This is a genomic window from Algoriphagus sp. (assembly GCF_030694375.1).
GTDB lineage: Bacteria > Bacteroidota > Bacteroidia > Cytophagales > Cyclobacteriaceae > Algoriphagus.
Genome location: NZ_JAUXYL010000049.1, coordinates 88,612 through 108,149, shown reverse-complemented (window position 1 = coordinate 108,149; position 19,538 = coordinate 88,612). Strand labels below are relative to the sequence as shown.

The following is a 19,538-nucleotide window of genomic DNA, read 5'->3' as shown; positions in this document are numbered from 1 at the left end:
TTAATCCACCTTAATGATAAAGGTGATTTTGCCGGTTGAAAAATCTGCGGCAGCTCCACTTTGCTTCCTGAAATTAATCTGGTTCACAACTTGCCTGTAATAAGAAAGAACTTCATTTGTTACATTGAATTCCAAAGGGATTGCTTGTATTACCTTACCAACACTATCAATCGTTATTTTAAAAACAATTCGACCACTTCTTATAGAAACACGGTCATTGATATTCGGTCGGGAAGCAAAATCCCACCCAGTAAGATCAAGGCTGTAGCCCGCACCAGAATTGGCTCCTTTTCCAGAGCCTTCTCCCATTACTGCACGACCATCTACAGTACTTGTGGGTTTGCCTTCATCCCCCTTGGCATTGGATGTTCCTTGAGCACCACCGGAAGCAGGTTGGGTTCCTTTACCCGAAGTACCACCAGCTCCCATGACGGCACGTTGATCAATTTTTGGCGGTTCCGGAACTTTTTGCGTAGTCGCTTCTGCCTCAGATTTGGCAGGTGTGGTGACTGTTTTGGTAGGTTCAGACTTTTTTGTTTCTACTCCAGTTTTTTCTTCTCCATTTATAGGTGAAGGCTTGGTCGTCACTGCCTGATTTGTGGCCACCTTAGGCTTAGATGTTTCAGTACTTGGGATTAGTTCAGAGGCGGCTTGATTTTCTTTCTTTTTTTTAACGGATTCTTTGAGATTTTTCCATTCATCCATTAAATCATATTCTCCGATTGCCTTATTATAGGTAAATCCGATGGGGTCCTCAACTGAAAGATTAACTACAAAAAATACAAATTCTGGTTCAAATTGAAGATAAATCTCTTCAATATCCGAAGTTCTGATAGAAAATTCCAAAGTCTCATTTGGCCTCCAAGGTCGGGATTTTGTGGCTTTTCGTTTGAAACCAGATTTCCATTCTTGTGAGCCTGAAATAACTTTTTCTTTAAAAATTAATTGAAGTTCACCCGAAAGATCAGAGCTTATTAAGGTCTTATCTGAATTGTTAATTACTTTACCATTGAAAGTAAAGACTATGTCCTTCGAGTCTTCTGTGGAAAAATAACTGTTCTTTTTTTGCAAACTCAAGGTTCTTTTTCCTAATTCAACTATTTCAAATTCACTTTCTTTATCTAATCGTGAAAATCCGTATTTCCTACTAAGGAATTCATTTGAATTTATATGCTTAACAATTTGCTGTTCTATAGACACTTCCCAATTTTGACCCCAATTTGTTTCATCAGTAAATGAAACCAGAAAAACTCCTGTATCCTCGATTTCACGAGCATCCCATTTATATTTTGAATTCGGATCGTCTTTGGCAAGAGAGTTTGCAAATTCAATCCATTTAGAATCTTGGGAAAGTCCTCTAACAGGCAAACCGAAATATTGAAATATATCATTTTCAGCAAATTGAATTTTTGAATTTTTACAGATATCAATTGCTTGCTTTTCACGCGTTTCTATAAACTGACATGATTTTAAAAAAAACACTAATCCTAAAATAAATAAATGCCATCTCATCGGTTTTCCTTTATGCTGGCATCAAATTAAAAAAAAAATAATATAGTTTAAGATTTTCTCTCAATCTACCTTGATGATAAAGGTGATTTTACCGGTGGAAAAATCCGCTGTGGAAGTACCTCCGGATTTTCTGAAATTAATCTGATTGACCACCTGGCGGTAATAAGCAAGCACATCATTGGAGACGTTGTATTCCAAAGGAACTGCCTGAACTACACGACCTGAATCATCAATGGTGATTTTAAACACAATCCTTCCATTTCGAGTCGAAACCCGATCATTGATATTTGGCTTGGATGCAAAATCCCAACCTGCCAGATCCAAACTATATCCCGCACCTGAATTTGCTCCTTTACCTGATCCTTCCCCCATGACCGCACGACCATCCACAGTTCCTGTAGGCTTGCCTTCGTCACCTTTGGTCGTAGAACTACCCTGAGCTCCGCCAGAAGCAGGTTGAGTTCCTTTTCCGGTAGTTCCACCGGCCCCCATTACCGCTCTTTGATCAATTTTTGGCTGTTCCGGAGCTTTTTGGGTGGTAGCTTCCGCCTCGGATTTGGCAGGTGCAGTGACTGTCTTTGTAGGCTCTGCTTTGGTTGGTTCCGGCTTTTTGGTTTCTACGGCAGCCTTTTCCTCTCCTTTTATGGGTGAGGGCTTAGTTGTCACGGCTTGATTGGCAGCAGGTTTTGCGGCTGCTTTTGGTTTAGCTGTTTCGGTTTTTGGACTTGGCGCAGGAGTGGCCGGTTTGGTTACAGCTGGTGCGATTTCGCCGGGTGCAGCGGCCTCTGTCACTTTTGTTTGCACTTCAGAAGGTGCATTTGGACTGTTTCTGTCTCCGGATCCCGTCTCAGTGAAACCCAGATTCAACTCCAAGCCAAATTTAGGAAGCGGTGGAATAGGTTGTTTCCATACCACAATGAAATAGAACGCCAGAAGCAAAAGGACATTCAAGACAATCGTAATGATTGCTGATTTCCGCTTGCTGTCTTTTTCGACATCGTCTGTGTTCCAAGTTTGCATGATTAATACGGTTTTGTAGCGATAGAGACGTTGGCTTCCAAGCCAGCAGCAATTCCGCCAATCTCCACTAAGTATTCAACGGGCACTTCCTTATCAATGTGCAAAACAACTTGACCTTTTTTTCCCTGAAGCAAGGAAGTCAGTTCAGATTTGATCTGATCACGGGCTACAATCCGGTCATTCACGGAATATTTGAAGTCTTTGGTGATCGTTACCGATACTTCCTGCAAGACTATATCCGAGGTCTCACTGGAAGGTAAATTCACAGGAAGTCCCGACGGAGTAATGAACGAGGAAGTCAACATGAAGAAGATCAATAACAGAAATATAATATCTGTCATGGATGACATGCTGAATGCCGGATCTACCTTATTTTTTGACTGGAGTCCCATAGTTATTTATCCTGAAGGAGGTCAATAAACTCGACTGAGGTGTATTCCATGTTATGAACCAACTTGGAAACCTGTGTCACCAAGTAGTTGTAACCGAGGTAAGCCACAATCCCCACTACCAATCCTGCAGCAGTGGTAATCATTGCCTCGTAGATTCCCATCGAAAGAAGTTTGGGTGAAACCATTCCTTCTTCTTGAGCAATTGCAATAAAGGCTTGAATCATCCCCGTTACCGTTCCCAAGAAGCCGATCATTGGAGCGGCACCGGAAACTGTAGCTAAAAGACCCAAGTTTTTCTCCAACTTGTAAATCTCGATTTTACCAACGTTTTCGATGGAAACTTCGATATTTTTCAAAGGTGAGCCGATCCGTTCAATCCCCTTTGCGATCATATTGGCTACGGGAGTGTTTTCACCGGAACAAAGCATTCTTGCTTTTTCGGTCTGACCACTTTGTACCAGGATCTTTACCTGGTCCATCAGATGGCTGGAAGTTTTGGAGGCTTTCTTTAGAGTGATGAGTTTCTCGAAGAAAATGAAGATTGCAAGTACAAGTAGTATGTACAAGGGAATCATCATGTATCCTCCTTTGATCAAAAGATCAAGGAGACCGATGCTTTGTTTAGTGGTACCAGGTACCAATTCATTTAAATTGGATAAACTGTCTGTAGAGAGGGTTTGGAGCAACATATTAATATTTCAAAATCCACAATTCTTCGGTGTATTGAGATTTGACCCGTTCCAGTTCCTCAGCTGCTGTCCTAAAGCTTCCAAATTTGGAAAGACCCAGGCGATAATTACTACCACCATCATAAGGGCTTATCAAATAAATTTCAGAAGTTCTTCCAAAATATTGACTCGCTTCTTGGACGGCTAGCTTCTCATTTGGCAAGCTACCCACAATGATGAAATACTGTGGACGTTCGGCTTTGGAATCGATTCGGATCAAATTCCCTGCTGCTATATTGGCAATAGTTGTACCAGATTCTGCTGGTTTAGAAATATTAGGATTTGAATTAGTTGGATTCACTATAGAATCTTGATTTACAGCTGCTTGATTTTGTTCAGCTACGGTAGATTCGGGAGCAATAGGTTGGGATTCGGATGATTTTTCTACAACAGAATTTGCCGTGTGAGTTGATTTAGCTTCTGTTGACACCGGATTCATTTGAGCTAATAGTTGCCAAACGATCACAGCTATAATTCCAACGCCGATGAAGACTACAGCCCAAATCCAAGCTGAAGACTTTTTTTCTTCTTTAGGTTTGTTGGTGCCTGCAGTTTGAACAGGAGTTATAGGCTTTTCCGCTTCTTTTTGAATGGTCTGAACTGGCTCCTGTGAAGTTTCTGCTTTTTGACCAAGCTCAACAGGCTCAGGAATGGTTTCTTCATCAGAAATAACTAACGCCACCGGCTCTGCAGGTTGAATCACTTCCTGAACAGGAACAGGTGGTATAATTTCCTTTTCTACCAGAATTGACTTAGCCTGTATCGGGGTGATTTCCACAAATGGAAGCCCATAATCCTTGGGATCGGTCCACTGTTTTGTTTCTGAATCTTTTGCTGCCATAATCTTGGAGGGAAGCTACGAAACTAAACCAAATGAGGCGAAAGCCCAACCGATAGCCAAAGTAAATCAGAATTTGAAACTTGCGCCACCAACCAACTGAATACCACGAACCGGATAATTCAACCAACGGGTATTTTTACCGTTCAGGATATTGTTGCCTTCGGCAAAAATCGAGAGGCGATTTGAGATCTTGAAATCTGCTTTGAGCTGCAAATCTGCGATGGTTTTAAGGTTTACTACTTCGACCCTTGGCGGGTTGGTTTCTATAACAGTATTACCCCTTGCTTTTAGTCCTCCCATAAAGTTCACATTGGCCTGAACTAGTAATTTGTCAAAGGGAGTAAATTGATTATTCACTCGTACTTCCCATAATGGTCTATGCCAAGCTGCGGGCTGGGAATTCAAATCATACTGATACAGATCCAATCGGCTTCCAAGCGAATAAACTTCGGAAATCTTGAATCCCAATTCCGCATTGATATTGAAGACGGTAGACTTGTCGTCGTACACAATCTCAAATCGTGAAGAATCTGCAAAAGAATTGGCGAAGAAATGAAGGTTGTTAAATCTGCTCACATTTATGCCGGCGCGATAGTGAAATGCCTCTTGAAATTGCCCATCTATCCCACCTTCAACCTTATAATTGTTAATCGTATTCAACAACTGCTCGCTTGGCCCCAAGAAAGGGTTTTCATTGACAAAGCTGAAATAGGTGTTTCGCTGCACATCGCCGGAGAACGCTCCATAGAAACCGAACTCATCTGCAAACTGATAGCTGGCTTTTAGCACCGGGAAAATCCGGAAATCACTTGATTTATCAGGCATCGGGTCATTTTCAGAAACCAAATTCAGCCCTGCCGTGAATTGAAATGCCTCGTAATTGTATAAAATACGTGGTCGAATGGAAAAATAATTCCGCTTCTCCTGATAGTTTATATCATTCGGGTTGGTATGAAAATAATTAAAATCAACTTTTCCTGACCAGTCCGAATCCGTTCTGAACTTTAATCCTGCCTGTACTCCCACTTCATTTTCTTTGACGGCGTAGCTGTCTCTGAAATTTCGGAAGCTGAATTGACCTTCATAAGAAATAGTGCCGGTTTTTTCGATATCACGGAAACCTGCTTTTACCTGAAAATTATTCAGGACATTATTGTTGGTTTCGAATGGAAGGTTTGGATTCTCGAAAAGGATGGGATTCACTCCATAAAAGGAATACTTATCCTGTCCCCAATTCAATCCGCCAAAAATTTCTACCGCATCCATGAAATAACTGCCATCAGCACCAAAAACGGTGTGAGATTCCGAGCTCTGTTCTGCAGCCACAGGCCCTTTGCCGAAATTCTGATGCTTGAATTTTACTGCATAATTAAAAGGATCAGCAGTAGTCGACATATACCTGCCTTCCAACAGCGGAGAAGCAAAATTACCGTAACCAGCACGGATGAATCCGTTATATAATTCCCGATTTGGCAGACGATAATTTTTTTCCAAGGCCGTAGGCTGAAGATTCAAAGCCGGCAAGTTCAGGAAGAATGGAGTTACTGTATAATTAAACTCCGCGATACCTTTTGGCTGAGGCAATACAGGAAGACGCTCAAAGGATCTTGGTTGAGTTGGTACCGTCAAGACCCGATCCTTACGGATAACGAATTCCTGATCCTGCACAGCACCACCTTTTTTATTTTGGGCTAGAACCAATGAATTTCCCAAGGAAATTGCACCGGCAAAGAATAGAATTACAGGTAGTTTTTGCATGGTTTAGTTCAGGCTTCTTAGTTTAGCTTGGGCTTCAGCTTTGATTTCAGCATTGGTAGATCGCTGCACAATGGATTCCAGGGTAGCTTTTGCCTGAAAGTCCTCTCCTGTTTTTTGATAATTGTCTGCGAGCAAAAGGAACATTTTTCCATACCAATAATCGTAATCCGCAAACGGACTGGAGAAGTCAAAAATGCTATCATTCGATTTGGCAAAATCAGAGCGTTCCTGAAATGATAGGGCAAGTAAATACAGTCCTTCAGCACCCTGAATGGTCTTATGATTGTTTACCAAATTTTGCAAAGTCACTTCTGCTTGCGCTTTCTGATTCATTTCACGCTGCGCTTTTGCTTTAGTCAGCAAGGCTTTCGGTGTTGATTCCGGGATGATTCCATCCAAGGTCATCAACTTTTCAGCGTACGTAATCGACTGCTGATATTTTCGGGTGGCAAAGTTGGCGATCATTAACCCCTGCACAGCCTCAGCCTCTTCGACTTTGCTTCGTGCATTCTGGGCGGCTGTTTCCAGATAAGGAATAGCGGCTGCGTAATTTCCCCTTTCCAGTTCAATCACCCCTATTTTCTGCATCGCCCGCACACGCTGTGGGGAGGATGGTTCCTTTTCCAATTGCCTAAAAAAGCCCAGTCCTCTTTCCTGATCACCAGCCTGCATGTAGGAGTCACCTGCAAAATAAAGTGCATCGGCACGCTGTCCCGATTTTGGATAGCTTCTTAGGTAATTCTCAAATGCTCTGGCGGCCTGTATGAAATTCTTGTCGAAATAGAGACTTTTGGCCGCTTCAAATTCAAGTGACTGCACATTTCCGGTTCCCGGATTGGCGCCTTTGTAGCGCGCCAGATAATCTCCAAACTCCGCAGACCGTCCCTGTAAAGCCAAAGTTTCCTGCAAGCCTTTCAGTGCGGTTTCTGAGTTTTCGGCATTAGGATGATTATCTAAAATCGCCTTGTAATCTGCGATAGTCTGATCATAATTCTGAGTGGAAAAGTTGGCTACTGCCCTACTTTCCAATGCGTAAGGAATGAAAGGGGAATTCGGGCGACCTGAGATCAGTTCCGTAAACGCCCGTGAAGCCTCACTGTATCTGACCTCTTCGAGATAAATCTGCCCTCTAAGAAAAAGGGCATCTTCTATGTACAAACTGCTCGAAAAACCGGAGATAAGTCGATCCAAATTGGAAAGAGCCTGATTGTTTTGAGACTGAAAATTCTGGACTACTGCAAGTCGGTAAAACGCATAATCCATTACTGAATTGGATTCCGTGATTGCACGCTGAAAAGTAGCTGAAGCATCAGCAAACTTTTTCTGCACATAATAGCTATCACCTAATCTAAGCAGCGCATCATCGTAGTACTGTTTTTCCGAGTTTCCTCTTAGCTTTTCAGTATATAATCTAAACTGCTCCTCAGCTTTTGGATAGTTTTGGGAATTGAAATAGGCATAGCCCAATCCATAGTGGGTCTTGATCAAATAAGGATGAGCGGACGCTGGATTACTTGCTCTCAGCGCTTCATAAGAACGAATGGCTTGAGGAAGATTTCCATCCGCAGCATTGATTTCGCCTTTCCAGAAATGGGTCTCTAAAAGCAAATCTCGGTCTACAGGGAAAGACTGAGACTTATCCAACAATGCCAAGGCTTGCTTATACTTCTGATCTCTGTAATAGACCATCGCCTGATAATAGGCCACTTTTTGGTAAGCAGATTGAATTCTTGGGGATTTATTCTGGATACGATCCATTTGCTCGATTGCCCGCAGGTAATCGCTGGAATTGATCAAGGCCTCAGAAAGCAAAGTTTCGGCTTCAGCCCTGTTCTTTCCCGAAGGGTAAGTTTCCAGATATTCATCCAAAGCGGAAATCGCCGTTGAGAATGTGCCTCTTTGTAGGTTTGTTTTCGCAAAGTTGAAAAGCGACTCTTCCTGAATCTGCTTGTTGAAGCTGGATTTGGAGGCGGCCTGAAAGCTTGTGGTTGCGAATTGGTAGTTGTCCAATTTCAGGTAAGCATGACCGAGGTAATAGCTTGAAGATTGGCCGATTTCATCTGTGGACGAAGCGGATACTTTCAGGTAATCAGTCGCCCGTTGATAATTTTTGATTTCAAAAAAAGAAATCCCGGCTTTATAGACTTCTTCACGGGAAAGAACCCCCTTTTTTGCATTGATAAAAGCATCGTAATTCTTGGAAGCATTGGCAAAATCCCGTTTTGCATAATAGGCTTCAGCCAAGTAGAGATTGATGGTCTCCTTTCGATCGAGATTTTGACCAGAAGCTAATAAGGGTTCGGCATATTGGATCGCCTGATCGTAATTGCCTTGCCGGTAATAGAGTGCAGTCAATAAATAAGGGACTTTAGTCGCATAGAAGGACGATTTGCCTGCTGCCTCGAGATCTGCAATAGCTTTGGCATTATTTCCATTTTCTACTGCAATGAAACCGCTATAGTAATAAGCATCTGCGCTGATCGGCTTGTTGAGTACTTTTGCCTGATCAAAAAACGGGGCCGCAGCACCATAATTTTTTAATTGAAAATAAGAGTATCCCTGTTTAAATAGCACGTCAGCTTTGTTGGCCTCATTCAGGCTATTTGCATTCACCAAATTATACCCCTCTATCGCTTCCCTGTAGTTCTTTTTGTAGAAAAAGTGATCGCCAAGATACAATCCAGCGGTTGTGACACTGGGATGATTTCCATGATCCAGGATGTAGGATTTCATCAATCCGGGGCCGTCGGGACTTTCGATTTCGAGGGCCGACATGGCACGGTGAAGCTCTGCTGATTTTTGTTGTTCTCCGTTAAGGTTTTGATTAAGCAGCCGACTGTTGTCGTATAAGGAGGCAGAAAAAAGCTGCTTATCAAATAGTTCCAAATGATAATCCAACGCTTGTTGGGAACTCGTCTGATAGAGGGTAGATTGTGAAAAAGCATCCGCACTTATCAGTAGTCCTGCAAGCAGCACCAGGTAGTTTTTCATAATTGGTTTAGGGTATTTCAGTGCAAAATCTTGTATACCAATTCGCGGAGGATTTCACCCTCGTCCATGCTTCCGGAGTCTACTCCTTTGAAACGAAGATCTGCCTCTTTGATGAATCCGAACACCTCAATTACCTTGCCCAATTTATAGTTTCTGGATACTGCTAAGTATTCTTTCACCCCATAAGGATGTACACCGATCACGCCTGCCAGCTGATTCTCGGGCATCGGCCCGGCCCGATGAACCAGGGCGATTTTACTGAAGTAATTGTAGAGTAGCGAAAAAATCGGAATTACAGGGTGCGCTTTAGGGTTTTGAATGAAATAATGAATGATCTGATTTGCCTTGATCACATCCCGATACCCGATGGCTTTCGACAATTCAAAATTATTGTAATCTTTATTGATGCCGATGTATTTGGAAATGTGTTCGGTGGTCAATTTGGTAGGCTCCGAAAAATTGATCAGCATTTTCCCTACCTCATTGGAAATTACCTCCAAATTATTGCCAATTGAATCGGCTAAAAGTTGGGCAGCTTTAATATCAATCTGATGCCCCAGTTCTTTGATATAATTTTCCACCCATTCTGTCAATTTCCAGTCTTTGACTTTCTCGGAATTGACGAAAACAGTTTTTTTATCCAATTCCTTTTTCAACGATCCCCGTCCATCCAACTTTTTATGCTTATGTGCAAAAACCAGAATGGTACTTGGCAAAGGATTATTGATATAGCTTAAGAGAAGCTTTTGGGCATCCTCTTTTCCCAAATCCGGAATACTCTGCGCCTCCTTCACGATTACCACTTGACGATCGGCCATCATTGGAAATTTCCGGGCATTACTCAGAATCACATTGACTTGAGAGTCCTTACCGTACATCACCAATTGATTGAACCCTTTTTCGTGCTCAGCAATTGCATGCTTTTCAATGTAATCCGTAATCAGGTCGATAAAATAGGGTTCATCTCCTTCTAAGAAGTAAATTGGAGCAAACTTTTTAGCTTTCAGATCTTTAAGTACTGCGTCGGGTGAATGGGCCATGGATTGGAAAAACTAGAGGCTTTAAAGATAACATGCGAAAGTAAAGGCTGGCAAATCCAAGGAAAATATTCTTCTGTAAACTATTCGGGGCTTAACTTTGTATTTCTATGTAAAGAAAGGAAAATGAGCTTCGAAAAGGGATTGGCATTATACAAAGAGGGAAAATTTGAGGAAGCATTACTATGCTTTGATGAGTTGATTTCAGTTCAAGCCGGTCAGGCTGAACTTCACCTTTACCGAGGGCGAATTTTAACCCGAATGGGTAAAGGAGATTTGGCACTGGCGGATTTTGACTTGCTGGTATCCATTGAACCGTACAATACCGATTACATCAGTGACCGTGGGGTTGTCCTTCATTTATTGGGTCGAAATGAAGAAGCGCTAAATGAACTGGATCGAGCTGCCAATCTTGACCCAAAAAATCCCTATCGCTATAGCAGCAGAGCATTTTTGAAAGATCGATTGGGTGATTTTAACGGAGCAATTGAAGATTATGGCAAGGCGATCGAACTTGATCCTGAGGATGCCATCGCCTACAATAACAGAGGGCTGATCGAAGAAAAGATGGGAAACATTGCTCGCGCCAAGAAAAGCTTTGAAAAAGCAGATGACTTGATTGGATACAAGTCGCAACCAACCAATTCTTTACCTCCCGTCGGGAAAGCTGAATCTAAGAAGCCTAGTCCTAAAATGCCGGATTTCAGTCAGACCAATCCCACAAGTGAGGTGAGTTCTAAGCATTTCTGGGAAACACTGAAGGGAGTTTTCGGGGATTCTGAAACCCGAAAAGAGTTTGGGTTATTTATAAAACGATTTTTCTCAGGAAAAAAACTTTAGAAAGATTTAATCACCCAGAGCGGTTTATTCAGAAAATAGGACATTTTTTTTGATAGATTTTTTGTGAAAATCTGATCGAAAAAGCTCTTTTTCTTGCTCAAAGTCACCAGCATGTCGCCCTTTGCTACTTGCAGGTAATTCTCCAAACCCAAACCAAGATCATCCCGGTAGGCTTTAAGCACATAATTTATTTTTTCATATCGGACGAAGGGCCGAATTTCATCAACCATCGTCATATGGAGGGACTTATCAATGGCTTTTTGGCTGGAAGATATGTGGACCAAGTCAATTTCCGAATCGAAAAAACTTGCCATTTCGACCACTTTTTGGATGGCCAATTTATCTTCTTCGAGGTAGTCTGAGGCATAGACAAACTTCCTCGGTTTTTTGAAGAACACCTTTCTTGGGACGATGATGATATCACGATCTGACTGTTCGACCATTCGACTCGCCCGGCTTCCGATAATATTAGTCCTAAGTTCATTCATTCCCTCGGTACCGGCTACTATCAAATCCGCATTGATCTCTTTTGCAAAATCCAATGCTCCGTTCACAATTTTACCTTCCCGAATTGCAATCTCACAGCCTTTCAAACCATTCATGAGACTCTCCTCCATTACTGCCTTTTGGAGGTTTTTAAGTTTTTCCTGAATAAACTCCAGTTGGTACTTCCCATCCGTATCCATGGGCGAGAGTTTTTGGTAGTCTTCTCTGTTGAGAACATGAAAAAGCACCAAGATTGCGTTGAATTTTTCGCCAAGACGTGCTGCATATTCAATGGCATTCAGAGAGCATTCCGAAAAGTCTGTGGGGCAAAGAATTTTAAAAGTTTTTTCCATGGTTTAAAAATTAATATCCTCTGTCGCGGTTTACGAGATTATGTAATGGCTGGTTCATCTTCAATCTTTTAAAATTCTCAATAATCTGAGGACTGGCTGCCTGAGGATTGGTGACACTGGCAATATGCGGGGTAATTTGAATACGACTATCTTCCCAGAAGGGATGATTTACAGGAAGAGGTTCAGTTCGATAGACATCCAAAAGTGCACCTGAAAGGAATCCTTTTTCCAAAGCAGGAATTAAGTCATCCTCAACTAAGTGCTTTCCCCTCGCTACATTGATGAGGTATGTGCCGGGTTTGCATTTTTTAAAAAAATCCAAGTTTAAAATACTTTCGGTATCCGGAGTCAAAGGAAGCAGACACACCAATACATTTATTTCATTAAGAAAATCTTCAAGTTTTTCTTTGGAAAAATAAGGATAAGGAAACTCCTCTTTCTCCGAAAAGCCAAATCCAGAAACTGAAAATCCCAAGAAATTCAATTTGTCCAAAACATCGCCTCCCAAGGCCCCTACCCCCATAACCCCCACTTTCACAGGAATTTCAGGATTGCTCATGTCCCAAACTTTACGCTTTTGATCAGCTTGATATCGGACTAGTTGCCGGTGAAAATTGAGGACTCCCATGATCACATAGTTTGTCATCGACCAAGTCAATTTTTCGTCTACAATCCTCACGATAGGCATCGACTCAGGCACAGCAGAGTCGCTTAGAATATGATCTACCCCAGCCCCAAGGGAGCTGATTAGTTTCAAATTAGGAAGTGAGCTGAGGTATCCCGGAGGATGCTGCCACAGTAAAGCCATTTCTACAGCCTCCGGTCGTTGGATATCCGGAAACACCTGAATGTCGATTTCAGGCTGATGAAATTTGAGGGCGTCGATCCATACTTTCGGATCACGTCCCGGGCTGATAATAGCTAAACTCATTTTAGGTGCTTTTGGGTTGCAGACACAAAAATACCAAGTTCAGATGCGGTTCAAAGTCCACTAATCAAAAAAGCTAGCCCGATTTTCGCAAAAGAAAAAAATACTATGAAATTGCAGCCTGATTTGAACCTTCTGAAAAGTGTAGTGATTACGTGTCCAAACAAAAAAATCTAAGAAAATGAACAAGAAATTTAATGTTGCCTTTTTGATTTTGTCAATGGTAAGCTTCCTCAGCTTTGGCCAGCAAATTCAAATGCCTCAGGCCAGTCCCAGTGCAAAAATCATTCAAAAGGTTGGATTGACGGATGTGACTGTTGACTACAGCAGACCAAGTACCAAAGGCCGGAAAATATTTGGAGAACTTGTGCCCTATGGTGAAGTATGGAGAACGGGCGCCAATGCAGCTACAGTTTTCTCATTTTCCACCGATGTGACTATCGGTGGTCAGCTTGTACCCGCAGGGTCTTATGCGCTATACGCTATTCCGGGAAAAAATGACTGGACAATCATCCTCAGCAAAAACACAAAACTTTGGGGAGCGATTGGTTACAACCCCGAAGAAGACCAACTGCGATTCAATGTAGAATCTTCGAAAACCAGCAAGAAGTACGAAACATTTGAAATCGCATTCAACAACTTCACCGACAACAGTGCGGTGGTATCCATGAAGTGGGAGTATGCCAGAGTAGATTTTAAGATTCAAACTGATGTGGATCCGATCGTCATGGCTGATATTAAAAAACTGGTGATCGATACTCAAACTACTGATCCCGGCCTTTTATTTCAAGCGGGCAGTTATTATTTCACCAATTCAAAAGATCTGAATCAGGCATATGCTTGGGTGAAAACTTCTACAGACATGGACCCGAAATATTGGACAGTACACCTGAGAGCAAAAATTGAAGTTGCTTTGGGAATGAAAACTGAAGCACTACAGTCTGCTAACAAATCCAAAGCAATGGCTGAAGAGGCTAAAAATCCAGATTATATCGCACTGAATGAAAGACTCATAAAGTCGATTAAGTAAGAATCTGATTCATTCAAAAAAGGTCTTCAAAATTTATTTGAAGACCTTTTTTTGTTGTCAAAAATTCTGGAATCAAAATGAATATGCCCAACTCTCTAGATATATGAGACTTAAACTCTAATCCATCAAATTCTAACTTTCTTACCGACAATCGGCTGCAAAATCAAGCCAAACAACATCACTGCCAAGCAACCAACAGCATTGTACCACAAGAATCCGATATCCCAATGGATGCCTAAAATACCTGTTCCGTTTCTGAAGTGAATCAGCAAAATCAAAGCCTGCGAAAGTAGGGCTGCAATAAAAACGGCTCTCCCCTTCACCCACTTCACAAAAAAGCCTACTATAAAAATCCCCAGAATAGTGCCATAGAAAAGAGATCCCAGGAGGTTTACAGCCTGAATTAGATTTTCAAAAAGTGAGGCATATGTAGCAAAGAGAATCGCCCCCAATCCCCAAAATGCTGTAAAAACCTTGGATGAAATAACGTAATGTTCATCACTCGCATCTTTTTTAACTGATCTTTTGTACAAATCTATGGTGCTCGTTGACCCAAGCGCATTGAGCTCTGAGGAGGACGAAGACATCGCCGCGGAAAAAATGACGGCAAATAGCAAACCCACAATTCCCTTGGGAAGGTAATCCATCACAAAACGCATGAAGACGTAATCCGTATCCCGTGTTTCGGCAGATGGATCATTTTTCACGATCAGGGATTTCACTTCATCCCGGATTTCATTTTGCTCACTTTTGAGTTCTTTGATCTGACTTTGTATCAAGTCAATTTTATTCTGGTCTTCTGAATCAATGGCACCAAGCATTTCCTGATAAGCTAACTTCCCCGATTCGAAGTTTGCTGAGTATTTTCCTTCCAATTCTTCAAATTGAGGTGCCAGATCGCTTTGCTTCAATTTCTCAGTCTGAACCTTGTTGAAAATTACGGGAGGCTGGATAAACTGGTAAAAAACAAAAACCATCACTCCGATAAAAAGTATCACAAACTGCATCGGAATCTTTAGAAAACCATTCATGATCAGACCCATGCGGCTTTGTGTCAGGGTCTGCCCGGTCAAATACCGCTGAACCTGACTTTGATCTGTACCGAAATAACTCAAAAAGAGAAATACCGCAGCTGTCATGCCTGACCAGACATTGTATCGGTCAGCAAAATCAAATTCAAAACTCACCACATTGAGTTTATCCATCTTACCCGCTACCTGGAGTGCCTCCTGAAATGAAATCGGGAGTAGCTGAATCACGATAATTCCGGCAAGAAGCATCCCCCCCATCATCACTGCCATTTGTTGTTTTTGAGTAATCGAGACTGCCTCTGTTCCACCGGATACCGTGTATACGATCACCAGACATCCTATAAAGATGTTGGTAAAAGTCAAATTCCAGCCTAATAAAGTTGACAGGATGATCGCAGGAGCATAAATGGTAATCCCTGCTGCCAAACCTCTCTGAATGATAAAAAGTAAAGCCGTCAGCGTTCTGGTCTTAAGATCGAAGCGGTTTTCGAGATACTCATAGGCCGTATAGACTTTCAGCTTGTAATAAATCGGAATAAAGCTGACTGAGATAATGATCATCGCCAATGGCAATCCGAAATAAAACTGGATAAAGCGCATTCCGTCTTCGTAAGCTTGGCCGGGAGTACTCAAGAAAGTGATAGCGGAAGCCTGTGTGGCCATAATGGAGAGACCTATAGCCCACCAGTTGGAATTTTTTCCTCGAAGGTATGAGTCTAGATTTTTCTTTCCCCGGGTTTTATAGACCCCATATGAAGCAATTGAAAGCAAAGTAACAAACAGGACTATCCAATCAAGTGTACTCATGCGTAGGCCACTGTTAACCAGTAAAACAATGCGATCATCACTATCAAACTGACCATCAGACCAAGGTAAATTGTTTTCCAACGAATCGGCTTTTCCCCCATTTTATTGCTCGATTAGGTTGATGAATAACTTGATAGCTCCAGGTACACCAGCCGGCAATTGCCTGAAAAACGAAATTCCAGTGTAGACAAATGTACCATTTCCATAGTTGGCCACAATCAAAGCGCCATTACTGGCAGGCTCATCGGGATCTTGCATGGTAAGTGGTGTTTGATAAGCTGGATCGATCGCAGTTGCAAAATAAAGACCACGCTCCTGCACCCAGCCGGTCAAATCTTCTTCATTAAGTTGATTCGGTGTAGCTAATACCGGGCTTTTCCAATCTGCAAGTACAGGGGAGTTCTGAACAGCTACCCGATCTCTTCCTACAGTAAAAGGATAGGGTCCAATTTGGCTCGTTAAAAGCGGCGAGCTGGTATTGTATTGAACGATCAGATTACCCCCTGATCTGACATAACCCATCATATTCTGCTGGTTGGCAGCCAAGATTTGATTGGTGTTAAATGCCCTGATACCTACAATGATTGCTTTAAACTGGCTCAGGTAATCCACTGAATAATCTTCGGGGCCAATCATTGTAACCTTGTAACCCAAGGCTGACAAAACTCCGGGGACATCATCGCCTGCACCAGGAATGTATCCGATTTTTTCACCTGACAATTTCCAATCAGCCTGGATCAGATTGAATGATGCTGGACTAAAATACGTCAAGTTGGGAATATGCTTGTATGAAATGGACTTGGTAAGCTGGTTAAAGCTTTTTCCATTTGGAGTAGTAAATCGAGCTATTATCGTTTTTTTCCCAATACCATTCGGTAAAAATCCAACTTTATATACCCGGCGTTTTTGAAGGGTCAAATCCTCAATACTCAGAATCCTGAATTGAGTGGTATCTATGCCTTCAAAATCAAGCTCTCCCTCCAGATATTGATCCCTAAAACTAACAGTCACTGTCACAGTCGGATCAGCACCCGAAACAAGAAAAACGTTTTCTTTTGAAACTGTCAGATCTACTTCGGGCACAATTGTAAAAGGCTGTTTTACTTCCCCATCTACCTGATCATTAAACTTATATTTCAAAGGAACTACAGCGAAAAACTTCTGCGTTCCAATCTCAAAGTGCAAGTTCCCTGAAGTCGTTGTCTCATTGAAAGGCATTCCTATCTTACGTTGATCCTTTACATCATATAAGGCCCCTTCAATGGAGTTTTCCAACCAATAAGGCTGAGAATACGACGCATCAGCCGGGATAGTAAATGAAATAGGAAGAATTTGGGTTCTATTATCTTTCAGTTCCTCAGCCTTTCCTGGAAAATCAAGTTTATTTACCTTAAAGTTGATATTAGTAATTGCTACTGCCGAAGGATTATTAATAACCAACTCTGCATTGATTTTCTCTCCGGGAAATCCAATTTCTTTTCTGACATTAAACTCAAATTCTAAACCCAATCCATAAAAAATAGCTCGATCGAGTTTTTCAACTTTCTCCTTTAACCACATCTCTTGACTGTTAAGTCCAAGTAAAGCGGCTCTCAACTCCAAAAGTCCCGTTATATTTTTTTCAGGCTCGAGAAAGTCAAATTCAGAAATCAATCGATCCAATTTGGCTCTAATTTCTTTGCCTCCTGAAATACTTTCCCAACGGTCATTTACTCCATCGAAAGGCCCATTGACATAATCTTCCCCATCGACCTGCTCAATAAAATCTCTGGATAGGCCAATCCCTGCTGTGGCTCCAAACCCTTGAGATTTATGCATCGTCCGGCTGTCCGCAGCAATTTGGTTATAGGTTTTTCCCAGCAATGGATTATATCCTCCAACTTCAAAAGCGTGGTATTTTTTACCGTCTTCCGGCTCAAAATCTCCTCGGAAATTATAGGCATTAAAGAAAATCCGCTTGGGCTGCCAAGGCTTCAACCATTGTAGTTGATCTGGAAATGCCTCCGGTTTTCCGGCAAGTTGAAATGCCTCCTCTGCTAAAATCGCAGAAGTGGTATGATGTCCGTGGGTAACACCGGGAATAGTATTGAATCGGGTAATGATAATGTCTGGCTGGAATTTACGGATGACCCAAACCACGTCCGCCAATACCTTTTCTTTCTCCCAATTTTGAAGCGTTTCGGTCGGATTTTTACTATATCCAAAGTCCATGGCTCTGGTGAAGAATTGCCTTCCTCCATCAGTTTCCCGCGCTTTGATCAACTCTTGAGTACGGATTTGACCCAGTTCGATTCCCAATTCCTTTCCTATGAGATTTTGGCCCCCATCACCACGGGTTAGACTCAAGTAGGCGACTTCTGCATGCACTCCGTTTACCAAATATGCAATCAATCGAGTATTCTCATCATCAGGATGGGCCGCTATGTAGAGGACTCGTTTAGTCTCTTTAATTTGAAGAAGCTGATGATAGATTTGAGAAGATGGTATGGACTGAGCCTGAGAATATTGACCAAAAAATCCAAGAAGACAGAATACAAATACCAGAAGTACCTTGGGTTTAAACATAATGGGTTTTAATTGACATGGGAAGCTATCGGAATCCGCAGGTAAATAAAAATATTTTGTGATCAATGGAGAAATTTTCAAGACTGTGAATCACATTTTTCCCGGAATAGTATAACCGATCGTAAATTCAAAAAAATCCGCTTTGGCTTTATGTGCCTTAATTTGCATGCCTGCCGACATCGTATCAGAAAAGCGATACCTGGCCCCTACACGCTCATAAAACCAAGTAATCTCCTGATTTAGCGTATTTCGATATAAATATGCACCCAAACCAATCGGTACAAACAAGCGCTCCGTAAGCTGCCATTCCCAGGCTCCAACAACAGCAAGTGAAGTGCGGTCTTTAAATGAGAAGTTTCCTTCAGGAAATCTCAAATTCATACCCTGAGCCCAAAATAAATCAAGACCTAAGCCGAGTCGATATTTATAAGCCGGCTCCACCAGGTAATTGATTCCCACCCCCCCTCTAAAATAGGCAGGATCACCGATCTCATAATTTCTCACCCCGGTATAAACCGCAAAATTCCAGAAAGTCTTAAGATGCTTGTCAGGAAGTATGGGAGCCTGGGAGGGAGTGGGATTAATTTCGCCCAGCTTCATTCTCATTGACAGATTAAGAGGGAAAAGATTGATCCCTGCATTGGGTTTTTTGGCGGCACCATTTGAAAAATGCTTCAGTCCAAAGCTAGCCTGAAAGTTTGTTCGTTTTGAAATCCTAACCGATGAAAACACTCCTAAATTAATGTACCCATTTACTCGTGATCCAATGTAACGATTGGCGGGATTTGCGATGGAATCATAGGGCCTGAGATTAAATCCTACACCAAGTTGGGTGAAGTATCCAAAGTGAACTTTCCGGTCTGATCCCTTGATCGAAAAAGGAATTTCCATAAAACCATAGATCGACTGGGGCATTCCGATTTCAGGATAGTTTTTTAACGCCGAATTGAAGCCTATACCCAAGGTTGGATATCTATATATGTAATTAAAAGTAGTATTTGATATTTTTCGCCAGCCGATTTTAAAATCTATTGCTTTGAAGTCAACGGCATCTTTTATTTCGTTTCCCCAATCAGTGCCGTTACTCAGCAGCGGACCAGTCTCATAAGAAACGCTTAATGATTTTTGAAACTTGACTTCTTGTGCAGACAAATTGCTCAGGCAAAAAGTCATTATAACTAAAAAAACTAGTCTTAGCTGGATAGTCATTACTTTATTT

Annotated in this window: 15 protein-coding genes; 2 read left to right on the top strand and 13 right to left on the bottom strand. The window is 41.9% G+C overall.

From position 1 onward, the window contains the following. The 8 genes from Q8M62_RS21605 to holA form a co-directional block, all read right to left on the bottom strand. Entirely contained in the window at nt 1-1,512 is a 1,512-nt protein-coding gene (locus Q8M62_RS21605) for a hypothetical protein (RefSeq protein ID WP_370690575.1), read from the bottom strand. A 60-nt stretch (nt 1,513-1,572) separates the two neighbouring features. Then, nucleotides 1,573-2,532 (bottom strand): energy transducer TonB, encoded by a 960-nt coding sequence (locus Q8M62_RS20620; RefSeq protein WP_304901861.1) that lies wholly within the window; start codon nt 2,530-2,532, stop codon nt 1,573-1,575. Nucleotides 2,533-2,534: 2 nt separating this feature from the next. Then, on the bottom strand, nt 2,535-2,924 hold the full coding sequence (locus Q8M62_RS20615; RefSeq protein WP_092731449.1) for a biopolymer transporter ExbD: 390 nt from the start codon (nt 2,922-2,924) through the stop codon (nt 2,535-2,537). A 2-nt stretch (nt 2,925-2,926) separates the two neighbouring features. Beyond that, complete coding sequence (locus Q8M62_RS20610) at nt 2,927-3,613, bottom strand: MotA/TolQ/ExbB proton channel family protein (RefSeq protein ID WP_304901860.1); 687 nt, start codon at nt 3,611-3,613, stop codon at nt 2,927-2,929. Between the two features lies 1 nt (nt 3,614). Further along, entirely contained in the window at nt 3,615-4,493 is an 879-nt protein-coding gene (locus tag Q8M62_RS20605) for a hypothetical protein (protein WP_304901859.1), read from the bottom strand. A 66-nt stretch (nt 4,494-4,559) separates the two neighbouring features. Beyond that, the gene (locus tag Q8M62_RS20600; protein WP_304901858.1) at nt 4,560-6,251 is read right to left on the bottom strand and encodes a TonB-dependent receptor; all 1,692 of its coding nucleotides are present in this window, start codon (nt 6,249-6,251) and stop codon (nt 4,560-4,562) included. A 3-nt stretch (nt 6,252-6,254) separates the two neighbouring features. Next, the gene (locus Q8M62_RS20595; protein ID WP_304901857.1) at nt 6,255-9,242 is read right to left on the bottom strand and encodes a tetratricopeptide repeat protein; all 2,988 of its coding nucleotides are present in this window, start codon (nt 9,240-9,242) and stop codon (nt 6,255-6,257) included. A 17-nt stretch (nt 9,243-9,259) separates the two neighbouring features. Beyond that, the gene (gene holA / locus Q8M62_RS20590) at nt 9,260-10,282 is read right to left on the bottom strand and encodes a DNA polymerase III subunit delta (protein WP_304901856.1); all 1,023 of its coding nucleotides are present in this window, start codon (nt 10,280-10,282) and stop codon (nt 9,260-9,262) included. A gap of 123 nt (nt 10,283-10,405) precedes the next feature. On the opposite strand from holA, the gene Q8M62_RS20585 reads away from it, so the two are divergent. Next, a complete protein-coding gene (locus Q8M62_RS20585) occupies nt 10,406-11,119 on the top strand; it encodes a tetratricopeptide repeat protein (RefSeq protein ID WP_304901855.1) in 714 nt (237 codons plus the stop codon). Here the strand turns inward: Q8M62_RS20585 and Q8M62_RS20580 are convergent. After that, a complete protein-coding gene (locus tag Q8M62_RS20580) occupies nt 11,116-11,958 on the bottom strand; it encodes a universal stress protein (RefSeq protein ID WP_304901854.1) in 843 nt (280 codons plus the stop codon). The two genes, Q8M62_RS20585 and Q8M62_RS20580, sit on opposite strands and share 4 nt — an antisense overlap. A gap of 10 nt (nt 11,959-11,968) precedes the next feature. Next, nucleotides 11,969-12,889 carry a glyoxylate/hydroxypyruvate reductase A gene (locus Q8M62_RS20575; RefSeq protein WP_304901853.1) on the bottom strand — a complete coding sequence of 307 codons (921 nt, stop codon included), beginning with the start codon at nt 12,887-12,889 and terminating at the stop codon, nt 11,969-11,971. A 178-nt stretch (nt 12,890-13,067) separates the two neighbouring features. Here Q8M62_RS20575 and Q8M62_RS20570 point away from each other — a divergent pair, with 178 nt between their 5' ends. Continuing rightward, on the top strand, nt 13,068-13,916 hold the full coding sequence (locus Q8M62_RS20570; protein WP_304901852.1) for a DUF2911 domain-containing protein: 849 nt from the start codon (nt 13,068-13,070) through the stop codon (nt 13,914-13,916). 125 nt (nt 13,917-14,041) lie between these two features. On the opposite strand, the gene Q8M62_RS20565 is transcribed toward Q8M62_RS20570, so the two are convergent. The 3 genes from Q8M62_RS20565 to Q8M62_RS20555 all read right to left on the bottom strand — a co-directional run bounded on the left by Q8M62_RS20565 (nt 14,042) and on the right by Q8M62_RS20555 (nt 19,528). Beyond that, nucleotides 14,042-15,754 (bottom strand): sodium:solute symporter, encoded by a 1,713-nt coding sequence (locus tag Q8M62_RS20565; protein WP_304901851.1) that lies wholly within the window; start codon nt 15,752-15,754, stop codon nt 14,042-14,044. Between the two features lie 102 nt (nt 15,755-15,856). Continuing rightward, nucleotides 15,857-18,319, bottom strand: coding sequence for a PIG-L family deacetylase (locus Q8M62_RS20560; protein ID WP_304901850.1), 2,463 nt, complete (start codon nt 18,317-18,319; stop codon nt 15,857-15,859). A gap of 90 nt (nt 18,320-18,409) precedes the next feature. After that, nucleotides 18,410-19,528 (bottom strand): acyloxyacyl hydrolase, encoded by a 1,119-nt coding sequence (locus tag Q8M62_RS20555; protein WP_304901849.1) that lies wholly within the window; start codon nt 19,526-19,528, stop codon nt 18,410-18,412. Nucleotides 19,529-19,538: the final 10 nt, after the last annotated feature.